At 30.4% G+C, this 13,068-nt stretch carries 19 protein-coding genes and 2 pseudogenes; 4 read left to right on the top strand and 17 right to left on the bottom strand.

Features of this window, described 5'->3' with window-relative positions; all coding sequences use genetic code 11:
- The first annotated feature begins 163 nt into the window (after positions 1-163).
- From QW060_RS28155 to QW060_RS22585, 3 genes are read left to right on the top strand one after another with little or no spacing between them, the layout of a single operon-like run.
- Positions 164-775, top strand: coding sequence for a septal ring lytic transglycosylase RlpA family protein (locus QW060_RS28155; protein ID WP_317623156.1), 612 nt, complete (start codon positions 164-166; stop codon positions 773-775).
- Positions 765-1,196: a hypothetical protein gene (locus tag QW060_RS22580; RefSeq protein WP_397386129.1), complete on the top strand. Its 432-nt coding sequence runs from the start codon at positions 765-767 to the stop codon at positions 1,194-1,196. The genes QW060_RS28155 and QW060_RS22580 overlap by 11 nt, the downstream gene beginning before the upstream one ends.
- Positions 1,130-1,777, top strand: a complete 648-nt coding sequence (locus QW060_RS22585; protein WP_290365198.1) for a DUF3800 domain-containing protein — start codon at positions 1,130-1,132, stop codon at positions 1,775-1,777. The genes QW060_RS22580 and QW060_RS22585 overlap by 67 nt, the downstream gene beginning before the upstream one ends.
- Positions 1,778-1,978: 201 nt before the next feature.
- Here the strand turns inward: QW060_RS22585 and QW060_RS22590 are convergent, their stop codons facing one another.
- The 9 genes from QW060_RS22590 to QW060_RS22630 all read right to left on the bottom strand — a co-directional run bounded on the left by QW060_RS22590 (position 1,979) and on the right by QW060_RS22630 (position 5,318).
- Positions 1,979-2,422, bottom strand: a complete 444-nt coding sequence (locus tag QW060_RS22590) for a TraM recognition domain-containing protein (protein WP_290365199.1) — start codon at positions 2,420-2,422, stop codon at positions 1,979-1,981.
- Complete coding sequence (locus QW060_RS22595) at positions 2,364-2,777, bottom strand: type IV secretory system conjugative DNA transfer family protein (RefSeq protein ID WP_290365200.1); 414 nt, start codon at positions 2,775-2,777, stop codon at positions 2,364-2,366. Before QW060_RS22595 ends, QW060_RS22590 begins: the two co-directional genes overlap by 59 nt.
- A gap of 26 nt (positions 2,778-2,803) precedes the next feature.
- Positions 2,804-3,100, bottom strand: coding sequence for a hypothetical protein (locus tag QW060_RS22600; protein ID WP_290365201.1), 297 nt, complete (start codon positions 3,098-3,100; stop codon positions 2,804-2,806).
- Positions 3,101-3,275: 175 nt separating this feature from the next.
- Positions 3,276-3,413, bottom strand: a complete 138-nt coding sequence (locus tag QW060_RS22605; protein ID WP_290365202.1) for a hypothetical protein — start codon at positions 3,411-3,413, stop codon at positions 3,276-3,278.
- Positions 3,414-3,601: 188 nt separating this feature from the next.
- Positions 3,602-3,730: a hypothetical protein gene (locus tag QW060_RS22610; protein ID WP_290365203.1), complete on the bottom strand. Its 129-nt coding sequence runs from the start codon at positions 3,728-3,730 to the stop codon at positions 3,602-3,604.
- An 86-nt stretch (positions 3,731-3,816) separates the two neighbouring features.
- Positions 3,817-4,338 carry a DUF5712 family protein gene (locus tag QW060_RS22615; RefSeq protein WP_290365204.1) on the bottom strand — a complete coding sequence of 174 codons (522 nt, stop codon included), beginning with the start codon at positions 4,336-4,338 and terminating at the stop codon, positions 3,817-3,819.
- Positions 4,338-4,757 carry a DUF5712 family protein gene (locus QW060_RS22620; RefSeq protein WP_290365205.1) on the bottom strand — a complete coding sequence of 140 codons (420 nt, stop codon included), beginning with the start codon at positions 4,755-4,757 and terminating at the stop codon, positions 4,338-4,340. Before QW060_RS22620 ends, QW060_RS22615 begins: the two co-directional genes overlap by 1 nt.
- A 130-nt stretch (positions 4,758-4,887) precedes the next feature.
- Positions 4,888-5,043, bottom strand: coding sequence for a hypothetical protein (locus QW060_RS22625; RefSeq protein ID WP_290365206.1), 156 nt, complete (start codon positions 5,041-5,043; stop codon positions 4,888-4,890).
- A gap of 140 nt (positions 5,044-5,183) precedes the next feature.
- The gene (locus QW060_RS22630; protein ID WP_290365207.1) at positions 5,184-5,318 is read right to left on the bottom strand and encodes a hypothetical protein; all 135 of its coding nucleotides are present in this window, start codon (positions 5,316-5,318) and stop codon (positions 5,184-5,186) included.
- A 332-nt stretch (positions 5,319-5,650) separates the two neighbouring features.
- Between QW060_RS22630 and QW060_RS22635 the strand changes: the two genes are divergently transcribed.
- Complete coding sequence (locus QW060_RS22635; RefSeq protein ID WP_290365208.1) at positions 5,651-5,803, top strand: hypothetical protein; 153 nt, start codon at positions 5,651-5,653, stop codon at positions 5,801-5,803.
- A gap of 101 nt (positions 5,804-5,904) precedes the next feature.
- Here the strand turns inward: QW060_RS22635 and QW060_RS22640 are convergent.
- From QW060_RS22640 to QW060_RS22670, 8 genes and pseudogenes are all read right to left on the bottom strand, one after another.
- Positions 5,905-9,009, bottom strand: a pseudogene (locus tag QW060_RS22640) (type I restriction endonuclease subunit R).
- Positions 9,002-9,226, bottom strand: a complete 225-nt coding sequence (locus QW060_RS22645; RefSeq protein ID WP_290365209.1) for a hypothetical protein — start codon at positions 9,224-9,226, stop codon at positions 9,002-9,004. Before QW060_RS22645 ends, QW060_RS22640 begins: the two are co-directional and overlap by 8 nt.
- A gap of 121 nt (positions 9,227-9,347) precedes the next feature.
- Positions 9,348-9,596 (bottom strand): hypothetical protein, encoded by a 249-nt coding sequence (locus QW060_RS28675; RefSeq protein ID WP_397386130.1) that lies wholly within the window; start codon positions 9,594-9,596, stop codon positions 9,348-9,350.
- Between the two features lie 92 nt (positions 9,597-9,688).
- Positions 9,689-10,189, bottom strand: coding sequence for a hypothetical protein (locus QW060_RS22650; protein WP_290365210.1), 501 nt, complete (start codon positions 10,187-10,189; stop codon positions 9,689-9,691).
- A 20-nt stretch (positions 10,190-10,209) separates the two neighbouring features.
- On the bottom strand, positions 10,210-10,803 hold the full coding sequence (locus tag QW060_RS22655) for a restriction endonuclease subunit S (RefSeq protein WP_290365211.1): 594 nt from the start codon (positions 10,801-10,803) through the stop codon (positions 10,210-10,212).
- A complete protein-coding gene (locus QW060_RS28680; protein WP_397386131.1) occupies positions 10,767-11,090 on the bottom strand; it encodes a restriction endonuclease subunit S in 324 nt (107 codons plus the stop codon). The genes QW060_RS22655 and QW060_RS28680 overlap by 37 nt, the downstream gene beginning before the upstream one ends.
- Entirely contained in the window at positions 11,075-11,380 is a 306-nt protein-coding gene (locus QW060_RS22665) for a restriction endonuclease subunit S (RefSeq protein ID WP_290365212.1), read from the bottom strand. The genes QW060_RS28680 and QW060_RS22665 overlap by 16 nt, the downstream gene beginning before the upstream one ends.
- A gap of 14 nt (positions 11,381-11,394) precedes the next feature.
- Positions 11,395-12,938 (bottom strand): annotated as a pseudogene (locus QW060_RS22670) (type I restriction-modification system subunit M).
- Positions 12,939-13,068 lie beyond the last annotated feature (130 nt).

A 13,068-nucleotide genomic window follows, 5' to 3' on the forward strand; every position in this document is an offset into this window, starting at 1 on the left:
AAAAGAAATTTAAAATGTTTGCCATCTTCTATACATTGGGATTGATTTTAATTTTATCCCGTATTCCATGGAATATGTGGTTTTCATAGAAATAATATAACCGAAAGGTCTTTGGTGTTTTTCTTCGGATAATGCCAGATTAAAAAATGAAACGAATATGAAAATGAAACGGAAACATTTATTTAGTTTATCAGCATTGTTAGTAGTGTTAAGTGGTTTTGCTGTATACAGCACTTCTGATTTCAGTACACCGAAATCTTCTAAAGAATTGGCGATGAATGTTGTGAATTATGATTCAACATTTAAACTGGAGAAAAAAGAATTGATGAATGATGATCTGAATGCTTTGAATAATCAATTATTGCAACTGGAAGACGAAGTAGAAGTGATTGAGGAATCAGCCGTTACGTCTTATTATCACGATAAGTTTAACGGAAAAAAAACAGCAAGCGGTGAAGTTTTTAATAATAAAGAACTTACAGCAGCCCATAAAACCCTTCCTTTCGGTACTAAAGTTCGTGTTACAAATCTGTCAAATGAAGAATCAGTAATTGTTACGGTAAACGATCGGGGACCTCATTCTAAAGGACGTTCATTAGATCTTTCGAAAAGTGCTTTTATGGATATAGCACACCACAGAGGAAAAGGAACTTTAAATGTAAAGATTGAAGTTTTACCTGATGACTACGAAGAAAACAAAGCAAAAATTGAAGAAGACTTAAGCGATATTGTTCAGATTCATAATGATTTAGATTTAAATGAATTTGCGTTATAATCCTATACTGCTTATCCTTATTTCATTTATTTTTATAGGGTGTAAGTCTACACAAAATAAATCAAAAACCTCCTTTAAAAGTGAGGTTTTTGCTTGTTATTATCATGATAAGTTTAATGGAAGAAAAACGGCAAGTGGAGCAAAATTCTCTAATCATAAATTGACTGCTGCACATAAAACGCTTGAATGTGGATTATATAATCCTAAAAAACCAAATTTAAAAGTTCATCCTTATTACATTCGTTCAACAATATTAATCAAATCTTCAGAGTGGAAAATACTTAAAGAAAAGTTTTTTGCACTTAAGAAAGAATATGATTTGCCAATAAATAAAGAAATTAAATGGGCTTATTTGTGGAGTTTAAGAATTCATCAAAAAATAAAACACCAATTAAAGACAATAAAGATTTTAAATTTCTAGAAAATTATGATTATCATAAATTAATTGAATTTGTAGAAAAAACTTTATGTTTATTGAACGATATAGAATATAAGAAAATCGTCCTAACTGTAACAAAAAACAAGAACAATTCACAGTATTCTGAACCCAAAATGCTTAAAATGCATTTACAAGAACATATGCAAAGAATTGAAATGGAAATTCAAGATTCAGAAGAAAATTTAGCTGTTTTATTTTTTGATCCCGTAAGTGAAAACACAGACAAATTATTAAGAGATGTATATTTCGAACTTATAAATGAAGGCGATTTTATAGAAAAATATAGTCATATTAAAGATAGCTTAAATATTGAACATTCACATCAAAGTGTTGGTATTCAAATAGCCGATTATATTTCAGGTACATTCTCAGCAATGCTAAGAGGAATCACATCAAATAATTATGAACTTGGACAAAAGATGTTTTTTGAATATGTGTATCCAAATTTAAGAAGATATAATGGTAAAATAATGGGCGCAGGAATACGTGAAGTTCAATCCGATTCTCAATTTAGAAATTATCTGAAAACAGAATTCGAAAAAATCAGTAAAAAATATTTATAAAATACTGCAGGTAATAACTAAGCTTTCGTCTTGCCCGGAGGGCACGAGATGAAAGCCCGTTGAACGAACCGCAGAAAGCTTAATACTTAATATGGAGTTTTCTAAATGCAGTTGTTAAATATACAAGCAGTAATTTTACTATTACTGCTTTTTATTGAAGAGCATTTTGTTTTAGATTAATTTTGTATTACAACCAATTTTTTAAAATAAATTCTTCACATCATCAAATATTTTTTGAAAATGTAATTCCAAATCTTCTTTAGAAACCGTTCTTACAAGATTCAAATGAGGTTTATTTATATCTGCTTTTTTGAATTTTATTACTTGAGATTTCCCACCGCTAATAAATGCAAATTGTCCTACTTTAAATTGGGTAAATTCAAAAGCCCGGACTTTAGAAACTTCACGTTGAGAAATGGTTCTCGAATTTGTAGACCCAAATAAATCTGAAGCACCTTTTAAGTTTTTAGAAACTTGTTTTTCTTTTACCAATTCAAAATATTGTTCGTTGAATTTAGCCGTATCGGGATCATTAGATTTACCTAGGATTTGAGTTCCCAGGTTGGAAGTAATTTCACGGAAATCATCACGGCCGTACTGTACATATCCTTGCGAAATGTCTTGTATGGCGTAAACTGTACTCACCAAAACTTCTCATGGTAGCAGGTATTTTTGCCATATTTAAAAGCTTAACCGTAGGTGCTTCGTCTAATAACACAAAACTTTGTTTCCTATTGCGTTGCATCATTTGTGAAGTTGTTGTTTGTAATATAGCTGCTAATAGTGGCGTTAATGCAGAAGCATTTTTGGGTTCATTAATAACCGACAGTACAATATTAATTTTTGGATCGTTAACATTCAAATCTATTTCGTTTCCTGATAAAATGTAAAAGGCTTCAAGATTTACTATCTTACGTAATAAAGAAGCTAGCGAAGCTAATACAGCGGCTGTTTGTCTAGTAGATTGAATACCCATTAAAAAAGCGGAAGCTTGACTCATAACTCGTGAGTCGGTTTTTAACCAATCTACCAAAGGTTTAAATGGCTGTGCATTTTCTCCTCATCTGCATTCAGCAATTCTTCCAAGCTTAAAAAAAATGCGACTGCATGGGGCAAGGTACAATATTCAGGATGATAAGTTCGTAATTTTAAAATAATTGCTGCGAACAAACCTGCCCCGGCTGAATAAAAGAAATCTTCCTTTTCATCTTTTCCTTTTAGATTTAATAAAATTGATTTTGATATGTTTTCTATATCTATTTCGTTTTCTATATACTGTGGAGCAATTGGATTGATACGATAGGAATAATTAACATTATGCAATGAAATGGCTTTTAAACGATCCCAAATAGTCCAAAAGCTATTTCAGATAATTCCCCATTTTTATAATCATAGATAACACCAGTAAATTGATGTTCTGCAAAATGTTTCATTAAATAATAAATAGGACTTTCCGTTTTTCCTGATCCCGCTCCAGCAACTATAAATACACCTGTATTTACATTGGGATATAAATATTACTTTTATTGGCCGGAAAATAAACTTGTTTTGGATCGGCTTCCTTTGGCTTCGATTTAAAAAAGGATGTCAATAATCCAATTAAAAATGGTGGTAAAACCAAGAGAGAAATAAACAAATAATTCTTTTTAAAAAATATAGATAAAGGCTAATGATACCTAAAGTTATTAGAAAACCTATTAGTTTGTATAAAAATCCTTTTCGGAAAAATAAAATAAATCCTATTATTGAAATGACAATCATTATCAATACAATCAATTTATTTTCGGTAGTTAAATTAGAGAAATATTCCATAGCAATAGTAATTTACATTCCGTAACCTTTTTCAATAGTTTTAGCAACAGTCTTGGCAACTTTAAGTGTTAATTGTACTGGGTTGGTTGGTATTTTTAAATGAGTAGGAATATTTATTCCTAATGTCTGTGACAATTGCATTTTAATAAGATTTGAAGGATTTGAAATAGTTATTCCGGCATAATTACTCAGTTCTTTTTTAACACTGTTTGCAATCCCCTGTTTAGTTAATTCACGAATTCCTTTTGTTCTTGCCTTTTTTTATGTGCTTCATAAGATTTCGAATAATCTCTTCTGTAATTAAAATATTGATCAAAACTTTTTTCAGCGTTTTCAAAGAATACATCCCGATTAAAACCAATTGTTTTATTTACTTGATTATTCAATTTAGAATTTTGAGAACGGTATTGAGTCATTGGAGAAAGACTTATTTTATTTCTTGAATCATTGGTATTATCATGACGAGAAACAACAATATGCACATGATAGTTAAATCCACCTTTAGGAGATCCTTCTTTAATAACATCACCAGTAAAATAATCTTTTTGTAAAGATTCTTGAAGTTTTTTTATTTCGTTTTTATCAGACGAACTATTTATTTTATCTAATATTTTTTTATTTTCGATGACATTTTTATCTCGAAAATTATACGTGCGCCTCGTCTCAACTCTACCATAATACATCAGATCATTTTCAGATAATTTTTTTCCATTAATTTCTCGATTGAAATTATTTGCATACTCTTTCATCACTTCCCGCTGTAATTCATAAGAAGATCACGCATCATCACATCACGAGCTGCAATTAAATCTTTTTCTGATAATTTAAGTTTTTCATTAATAATTTTTTCTTCTAAAAATTGATCAACTCTTTTTATAAGATGTTTCTGTTCTAAGTAAGAAGGAGAAATATTTATCATATAAAAATTAGATTCTTTAACACCTCTTTTACCTCTATTTTCATCAATATTTTGGATAACATCTTCTTTAGAAAGGTTAATATTTTCTTGATTAAAAAAACCAATAGACTCATTATTTTCCTCTTTAAAAAATGAATCTTCTTCAACAAAGCCACGCTCTTCCTTTTCTAAATATTCAAAAATATTCGCACAAGAAGAAGCGGAAGAATTATTCACGTTTGCTTTATGTGGGGTAAAATTGATGTACATTATTTATTGATTAATTGTTTTAGTTCATTTAATCTTTCAGGTGCTATAGTTGCTTCAACTTTTGAACCCATTAAACCAGATTTAGTTGTTAAAGAATTTAAAAGTTCGTTTACTAGTGGACGTAAATTATTCAATTCATTAAAATATAAATCTCTGCTTTTTTAACCTGCGCTAATTCAATTTTATATTTTTCCAGATCCTGTTCCGCAGGAGAATTAACTTCCAAATCTTTCTTTACTTCAGTGATTACTTCGGCTTTAAAATTGACATCACTGTTATGATACATATCATAAACTTGATTACGAATTGGGATGACAGATTCCTTCTCAATATTTCGAATTATTCTGATTACATCTTCAATTCTTTTCAAACTTTTTTCGTTTGATTTTTCAATTATATTGTGCCAATCATTCGCATAATTTCTATTCAAATCAAATTATTTTCTACGATAAATGAAGTCATTTTTTCAACAACTTCCGCAAAAGTTTTGATGTTATAATCTTCTTTTAAACGATCAAGTTTTAACTTTGTTGAAACATCAACACGAACCACATTAGACATATGTTACACTATTTAATACAGTTAATTTACTAAATTACAGTATTATAACAAAATCTTGTTACATTTTTGTTTACAAAATTATTTATAGTGTATGTTATTTTATTGATTATCAATACAATATGATTTACGGGGCAAAATTGCCCCGTATCCTCTCGCTAAACATACACTATATCTTTAATCATTCATTTTCGGATAAACAGACTTTCTTATAAAAATGGAATTTTCACTTTTTATATAAATAAAATTATTTGTAATTTTAGAATAATATTCAAACAACATTAAATTTTTAATTAGCTATGGAAGAAAAAAATGTAAAGAAATTATCTTTAAGATTGTACAAAATTCAAATGCAGTTAGAAGCATTAAATGACCAGAAACTTAATTCAATTATCAAAGAAATTGAATCCATTGACAAAGACCTTTTGAAAGAAAATAACTTAAAGTTTCCGACAAAGATGAAGCAAGAAATTTTGGAGTTTATGTAAAAAAATGCTTTCCAATTGGAAAGCATTTTTATTTTAGTCTGAGTAAAAGTCCGAAAAAGAGAAAATTGTTTAATATTTTTTATTATTAATTTTTTTCTAAATTACAATCTCCCTCCCACTCCTTTAAACTTATCGATAAACGCACTTATCTTATGAAAAACGGTTTGCTTCTTTGTAAGATACTGAGGATTTAGAGGACTAATTTTTGGTAAAATTGTATTTAATTCAGTACCGTTTGAAGTTGCATATTCACGTTTTAATGAAGACTCAATATAACGTTTTGTTGCTTCTTCGTTTAAGTTTTCTTCTTCAATTAATTCTGTTGCTTCTTCCTTTTGTTTTACTTGTGCATATTTAAAGAACGCATCAATAACTGAAGCTTTATCTGGAATTGAATCTAAATCTGTTTCATTAATAAAATCAACCATTAAAGATTCTTTACCTCTATTACCAATACTTGCACGAATTACACGACTTACTTCTTCTACTAATTCAACTTTATCTTTTGTTTTTTTGTTGTGTTCGAAGATTAATTCTAAGATATAATCCAAATTAATTTCCTGCGATTTTAATAAATCAATTTCAAAAACTACGTCATCCCAATCTATTTCAGAATCTTCTGGTTGTTTTCCTTCCTTTTCCTTTCGTAACCAATCACGGATGTCATTATACGTTGATCTATAATCTTGAACTGTACGCTCAGGTAACAAAACGATGTCTTGCATTACTGCAATATCTTCATCAGAAACATGGTACATTTCTTTAAAGTCTTCTACTGCTTCTGAATCATTATATCAATTGTTTGTAAAGCTTTTAAGCTTGTGAACTCATCATAATTTTGAAGTATATTCTCGACACGAAGATATTCACCAAACAACTTAGTAAACTCTTTTTTATCCTTTTCTTTTTCAATTTGATCAGGATTTGGAAATTTCTCGTTTAGTTCATTTACAACTTCTACAAAACCTCTTCTTGCTTCTCCTGTTGAATTATCTGTAAAACCTTCTAGATATTCCTTGTAACTTTTTTCTAATACAACATTCTTTGTATTGCTATTTCCAAATAAGGTAATTGCATCAACTGTTGCTTGCTCCAAATCACGGAAAGTAACAATATTCCCAAACGTTTTGGTTGCATCAAGGATACGATTCGTACGCGAAAAAGCTTGAATCAATCCGTGAAAACGTAAGTTTTTATCAACAAATAAAGTATTCATTGCCGGAGCATCAAATCCTGTTAGAAACATTCCAACTACAATCAAAAGATCGACTTCTTTATCTTTTACTCGATTAGATAAGTCACGGTAGTAATTTTGAAATGCATCACTATCAACACCATAACTTGTTTTAAACATTTTGTTGTAGTCCTTAATAGCTTTTGTAAGAAATTCTTTCGCCGTACTGTTTAATGCAGAAGGTTCAAAAGATTCATCTAAAATTTCTCCAATAGCTGTTTGTTCTTCATTAGCTGCAAATGAAAAAATGGTTGCTATTTTTAAAGGTCTATCACTGCCGATTTGCTGACGATTTAATTCTTCATAATAGCACTTTGCCGCATCTACACTACTAACGGCAAACATGGCGTTAAATCCTGAATTTCCCCCTTTAGTTCGATGCGTTTTTATGCGATAATTCTGTAAAATATATTTTGATATTTCGCTGATTCGACCAGGATGTAAAAATGCCTTTTTGTATCTTCAGCATTCAATTTTTTTTCATCAACCTCCATTTCAACACCCTTGAATTGAGGTTTAACGTTGTGATAATCAACTTTAAACTTTAATACCTTTTCATCTCTGATGGCATCAGTAATTACATAAGAATGCAATTCTGTTCCGAAAACACTTGCTGTAGTTTCTGCACCCAATGCGTTTGTAGGAAAAATTGGTGTTCCTGTAAATCCAAACTGATAGAATTTTTTGAACTTTTTTTGTAAGTTTTTTTGCGCTTCTCCGAATTGAGAACGGTGCGCTTCATCGAAAATAAAAACTACTTGTTTATGATAAATATCTAAATCTGCATCCCCTTTCATTAAGTTGTTTAACTTCTGAATTGTGGTAACAATGATTTTATTATCACTTTTATCAATGTTTCGTTTTAAGCCAGCAGTACTATCTGATCCATTCACACTATCAGGAGAAAACTTTTGATATTCTTTCATGGTTTGAAAGTCTAAATCCTTTCGATCCACTACAAAAAACACTTTATCAATAAAATCTAATTGAGTGGCCAAACGTGCTGCTTTAAAACTAGTTAACGTTTTACCAGATCCTGTGGTGTGCCAAATGTATCCACCGCTTTCTAATGTAGACCATTTCTTTGTTTGATAAGCACTTTTTATCTTCCATAAAATACGTTCAGTTGCTGCAATCTGATAAGGTCGCATAACCAATAATGTATCTTTTACATCAAAAACAGTATAGGTTAGTAATACATTTAAAATGGTGTTTTTTTGAAAAAAAGTTGCAGTAAAATCCTTTAAATCCTTAATTAATGAATTGTCGGCTTTCGCCCAATTCATTGTGAAATCATAGCTATTTTTGTTGCGTGACACTGTATTGGCAAAATAACGAGTATCTGTACCATTAGAAATTACAAACAGTTGTAAATACTTAAATAACGAATTTGTAGAATTAAAACTCTCTTTAGAATAACGATGTACCTGGTTAAACGCCTCACGAATAGCAACACCACGCTTTTTAAGTTCTACTTGTACCATAGGTATTCCGTTGACTAAAATGGTAACGTCATAACGATTGGCATGTGTACCTGTTTGCTCTACTTGAGATATAACTTGAACCTTGTTACGAGTAACTGATTTTTTATCTACTAAATAAATATTTTGTATACGCCCATCATCAAACACAAAATCGTAAATGTGATTATCGTGTAATTTTCGGGATTTATCGATTAGACTATCGCTTGGTTTATCCAAATACTCTACTAGGAAACGATTCCATTCGTTGTCTGAGAACACGACATTATTCAGTGCCTGCAATTCGGTGCGAACATTCGCCAGCATAGCTTCATTTGATTTTAAATGCGTTGGATTCTCATAACCAAGATTTATTAAATCTTGTATAAATTCTTTTCAAGAGCTGTTTCTGATTGATACGCCACTGGCGCTTCATTCAGCTCATAGAACTTAGTATATTTATCTAAAACAATATAATTGTTAGTTTCTGCAATGGTGTTGAAATTAGGCATCTTGTAACTGTTGTGTTTGTGGTTGTGCTTCTACTTCAAGAAGTTCATTATATTGTAATTTAAAGTTATGTTTTGTTAATAATGATTTAAAAACTTTTATAAACATATCTTTTTCTATTTCTTGAATTACTCCCATTTCATCACCTGAATGTTTACTATGACTATATAAATTAATCAAGCGAACAGCTATGGGTACATCATTCGTATTAACATACATAGGTATTAAATCTTCCCAATGATTAAAGCCTAAATAAGTAGAGGTTTTTCTAAAACGTTTCTAAGTAAGTTAAAGTGATACTTGTGTATATTTCTGGTAATAGCCGCTGCATTTAACTCATCTAACAAGAATATATGATAAGAAAAAGGAGAATCGTTTGAGTCATTAAAAGATATGTCCCATCATTTAGTTTTTGTAGTCTATATCTACCAGTATTTTTCTCACGATTCAATTCATTATACAAAACATTATAAAATAATGGATTATGCGTAGAAACAATGAATTTTACATTTGTCAGCTTAGCTTTCTTAATTAAATTTGATAAATCAACTGCTAGGTCAATTAAATGATTATCATCTAATGAACTCACTGGATCATCGATAAAGATATATTCTAATTCATCGAATTTATCACTTGAACGATCTTCTCTTTCCTCATTTAAAAGATCAATTATGTGCGCAATTAAACTATAGAAAACACACCAAATAAAATTACTTTCCTCTCCTTTGATATTTTTATGTTTGTATCGCTATTATCTCCACCGGCCAAATAATCAAAGGCAATTTCTGTAAAATCATCATTTATATTTGGGGTTATATATCTGTTAGTGTATTTCTGGAAATTAGTAATAATGTTGCCATGTTGATTCTCATCTTTTAAAAAAGATAATGCTAATTCTGTAAAATTGTTAGGATGTACTAATAATTTACGATTAGTATCTGCCTCCAAGTCATTAAACCAATAAAATAAATCTTCTGTGAATGCATTGTAATACATAAACTTTATTGGAGACTCTGGTGTTTTTTGATCCTTAGGATCTACTACCTCTTTAAATTCACGAGAAAGACGTGTTTTTCCCGTACCATTAAACGCATAAATTAATTGAGTTTTACGAAATTTCTTTCCTTCCTCTTTTGTTGCTCTTATTAATTTTTGTGCTATTTCGGTTAGTGTTTGACTCATAATAGTTAGTAGGCTATTAATTAATTTTTCAAAAAGTTTAGTAACGAGTTTCTATAATATTCGTACTGCTTGTTTCTGAGTTCTATTTCTTTTTCTAATTGCGCTACAATGTTTTTGGTGGCTTCATCGTATTGATCTAATAAACGAACAATGCGTTCTTGTTCTTCAATGGATGGAACAGGTATTAAAAAGTCATTTAATTGCTTTAAATTTAAATTAGGTTGTGCTGACCCTTTCGAGTTTGATTCTATATAACTTTTCATGAGACCCGATTTCAATAAATGAAAGATATACTTTATAACAATTGAATTATTTAATCTTATAATTGCTAATGCTTGATTAGTATTAGCGGGCAGTAATTCTCTCGGTACAATGGCACATTTCCCTATTGTTGCTCCCGCAATAGTAATTAAAATGTCGTTCTCCTGTAATATTGAGCGCTTTAATTCTTTTTGATGTGTATCTTCATCGATAAATGATAATTTTTTCCGAACTATTATAGAGCCATCAAAGGCCTCTGTTTTTATGAAAGATATTCCATTGTTTGTATATCTTTTAGGTGTTGTACCCTTTGTTATTAATTTTGATATACCCTCCAAAGTTTTCCATTCCACATCCTTACTTTCAAATCTAAACAACTGCTCACGGAAGAACTCAAATTGTTTTTTACGGTTTGGCGTTCCGTTTCTAATTCATTTTTTAATTGGTTCGTTAAAGAAGTTAATTCATCTAAAATGCGAACAATTTCTTGTTGGATTTCAAGGGATTTTTCTGGATTATCAGGGCAAGGGATTGGGATTGGGATATTTAAAATCTTATCTTTTGAAATATTATATGGAACAGCAATTTTATTTGAAATCTCGTACAAAAAATTTTGTTTACTTATTAAAAAGTAGTACAAAAATCTTTTAGTACTAATTCTTCGTTAATTGGAAATATAGTAAATGCTACATCGTTCGCCCAGAACTTTTCAGTTTGCCATTTTACAAATCCTGCGGTACCGTACTGAGCAATTGTTATTGAATTTTCTTCACGATTATATTCATTTACATATCCCATAAATCCTACCCCTCCAGAGACTACAGGATACTTGCCATTTTCGATTAAATCTTTTTTAGTAACACGAACACCTCTAATCATTGCTGCAACTTCATACAAAGGAATCCATTCTACATTTACTCCTTGTAACAACTCTTCTAATTTGCTCATCCTTCGATTTCTTTTACAAGGTTATCAATTGCGTTACGTAAATCTGTGATGTTTTTAGCCGTAGATTCTAATTCAGAATTTAATACGTTGATATCTATAACTTCGCGTGTATCTAAAGCTTCTACATACGTACTTACCGAAAGGTTATAATCGTTTTCTGCAATTTTTTCATTTTCAATGGTAATAGCAACGTGTTCTTTGAACTCTTTCGAATCAAACAAATCCATAATTTTATCAATATGGGTATCTTCTAACATATTGTTATTAGTTACCTTTTTGTAAAATTCCTCCCCACTGGCATCAATAAACTGCGTTTTGTACTCTGACTTGTGTTTAGATAAAACCAAAATATTTACGCCAATTGAAGTTCCAAAGAATAAATTCCCTGGTAAGCTGATAACTGTTTCAACGAAATTATTATCTACTAAATATTTTCTGATTTTTTGCTCTGCCCCACTACGGTAAAAAATACCAGGAAAACATACAATGGCTGCACGTCCTTTACTTGATAAATAATTCAACGCGTGTAATACAAAAGCAAAATCTGCTTTTGATTTAGGTGCTAAAACTCCAGCCGGTGCAAACGATCGTCATTAATTAAAGTGGGATCATCAGATCCTACCCAATTAACTGAATACGGAGGATTAGAAACAATCGCATCGAATGGTTTATCGTCAATAAAATGTGGCTCCGTTAAAGTATCTCCTAATTGAATGTTGAATTTATCGTAATTAATGTTGTGCAAAAACATATTCATACGCGCCAAGTTATAAGTGGTATGATTGATTTCTTGACCAAAGAATCCTTCTTCAATAATGTGGTTATCGAAATGTTTTTTCGCCTGTAATAACAATGCACCAGATCCTGCCGCAGGATCATAAATTTTATTTACAGAAGTTTGCTTGTGCATTGCCAATTGCGCAATTAATTTGGAAACGTTTTGAGGAGTAAAAAACTCACCACCCGATTTTCCAGCATTAGCTGCATAGTTCGAGATTAGAATTCATATGCATCTCCAAACAAATCAATTTGACTTTCTTCGAACTTTCCAAAGTTTAATTCTGAAACTCCATTTAAAATAGATACTAAACGCTTATTTTTTTCCTCAACCGTATTACCTAAGCGTGTACTTGTAGTATCGAAATCTGCAAATAAACCTTTGATGTCTTGTTCAGAATCATAACCATTTGCTGAGTTTTCTATATCTGTAAAAATTGCTTTTAGGTCTGTATTTAAATTATCGTTTTTACCTGCTTTCTCAACCACGTTAATAAACAATTGACTTGGATATATGAAGTATCCTTTTGTTCTAATAGCATCGTCTTTGATTTCCGGTGTAATAATGTCGTTTGCTAATTTTGGATAGTTTACACTTTCGTCACCACCCTCGATATAACTAGTAAAATTCTCACTTATGAAACGATAGAATAAAGTTCCTAACACAAAGTGTTTAAAGTCCCATCCGTCTACTGAGCCAGTACTTCGTTGGCGATTTTCCATATTTTTGCTTGTAGTTCTGCTCTTGGGCTGTGGTTGTCATTATTTAGTTTTAGTATTTATTTGTTTAAAGGTATAAAAAGAACATTTTGTTGTTGATTCAATATGGATTTATTGTAAACTGCTTTCTTGAATTCAAATTATTATCTGACCATAATAGCCAATAGGTATTT

The organism is Paenimyroides ceti, assembly GCF_030409925.1.

Bases quoted from the DNA above. Each gene is read 5' to 3' on its own strand.
- QW060_RS28155 (WP_317623156.1), top strand. From the start codon at position 164: ATGAAACGGAAACATTTATTTAGTTTATCAGCATTGTTAGTAGTGTTA.
- QW060_RS22595 (WP_290365200.1), bottom strand. From the start codon at position 2,777: ATGAGTCAAGCTTCCGCTTTTTTAATGGGTATTCAATCTACTAGACAA.
- QW060_RS22610 (WP_290365203.1), bottom strand. From the start codon at position 3,730: ATGCAATTGTCACAGACATTAGGAATAAATATTCCTACTCATTTAAAA.
- QW060_RS22615 (WP_290365204.1), bottom strand. From the start codon at position 4,338: ATGAAAGAGTATGCAAATAATTTCAATCGAGAAATTAATGGAAAAAAA.
- QW060_RS22620 (WP_290365205.1), bottom strand. From the start codon at position 4,757: ATGTACATCAATTTTACCCCACATAAAGCAAACGTGAATAATTCTTCC.
- QW060_RS22625 (WP_290365206.1), bottom strand. From the start codon at position 5,043: ATGTATCATAACAGTGATGTCAATTTTAAAGCCGAAGTAATCACTGAA.
- QW060_RS22630 (WP_290365207.1), bottom strand. From the start codon at position 5,318: ATGTCTAATGTGGTTCGTGTTGATGTTTCAACAAAGTTAAAACTTGAT.
- QW060_RS22645 (WP_290365209.1), bottom strand. From the start codon at position 9,226: ATGTATGTTAATACGAATGATGTACCCATAGCTGTTCGCTTGATTAAT.
- QW060_RS22650 (WP_290365210.1), bottom strand. From the start codon at position 10,189: ATGAGTCAAACACTAACCGAAATAGCACAAAAATTAATAAGAGCAACA.